This window comes from Negativicoccus succinicivorans, from assembly GCF_018372215.1.
GTDB lineage: Bacteria > Bacillota > Negativicutes > Veillonellales > Negativicoccaceae > Negativicoccus.
The window spans coordinates 1-1,257 of the sequence record NZ_JAHAJN010000023.1; the positions used below are offsets into that span (position 1 = coordinate 1).

Below are 1,257 nucleotides of genomic sequence, written 5' to 3' on the forward strand. Positions count from 1 at the left end.
GATCAGTTGAACGCGGAACAACAGGCGCAATTGAACCGTTTGGCTGACGAATTCGCGAACGAACTGAACAGCCTCGGCGTACGCGTTTCCAACTTGGAAAACCGCGTCGGCAACGTAAAAGTGACCGGTGACGCTCGTGTTCGTTGGACGGACGACGGCATAAAAGATGAAGATCACTTCGATATGCGTGCTCGCCTCCAGTTTAACGCGAAAGTAGCGGACAAGACCAAAGTAACCGCTCGCATTACCTCGGGTAACTTCGGTTTTGACAGCGACAACGAAGATCCGGACTTGGATCTCGACCGCTTGTATCTTGACCATGAACTGGCTGACGGTCTGCACCTGACCGCGGGTCGTTACGGTGAAACATTCGGCGCGACCGGCTACTGGTACGATGACGCTTTCGACGGCGTACGTCTCCAATACAAAGCGACCGATGAAGTAACCGCTTCCGTCGGCTATGGCTACGCGAAAGGCATGAACCTGAACACGTTCAAACAACTTGAAGAATACCAAGAATTGGCTAAAGAATATAAAGACCTCAAAGATCCGGAAAAAACGCTGGAAGGATTCAAAGCTGATTTGAAAGCAGCTGAAGATGCGAAAGCCGCAGCGAAAAAAGACTATGACGCAGCCGTCGCATCCGGTGATGACTTTGACGTTAAAACAACTGGTCTGTGGTTGGGCATCAAGACACAGGACGTAGCTCTTGCGCAAGAAAAAGTCAACGATCTGACCAGATATCAAGCATTGAAAGCTATGAATTTGGGTGACGTTAAAGATTTGAAGAGCCCGGAAATGACCTATGCTACTTTGGGTTACAACGGCAGCAACTTCCGCGTTATGGGCACCTACATCGCTCCGAACGGTGACAAAGTTGATATGGCCGGCTTGGATGATATCTGGGGCGCGGGCGCGATCTTCGGTCTGAACGAAGACTTCGCTCTCTCCGGTGACTACTTCAACGTTGATTACAAAAACCGTGACGACGCTGCATTCTGGACGGCCCGCCTTGACTTCGGTAACGCGGACATGAAGAAACCGGGCAGCTTCAACATCTTCGTTGACTATGTTGACGCGGAACCGGGTTCCTACCTCGGCGGTACGGGCGCGCTCCGCACGGACAAATACATGAACAACACCGAATCCTGGGCAGCAGGTTTCGGCGTAGTCGTTGCTGAAAACGTCAAACTCGAAGGTCTCCGCACATTCAGCGCGGAAACCAAAGACGGCGCTGACCTCGACGACCTCACCAAA

General features: G+C 51.9%; 1 protein-coding gene. It reads left to right on the plus strand.

Translation table 11 applies throughout. The features are described 5' to 3' along the window. Positions 1-1,257 (plus strand): putative porin (locus KIB08_RS06925; protein WP_303991234.1); only part of this gene is annotated, 1,257 nt, incomplete at both ends.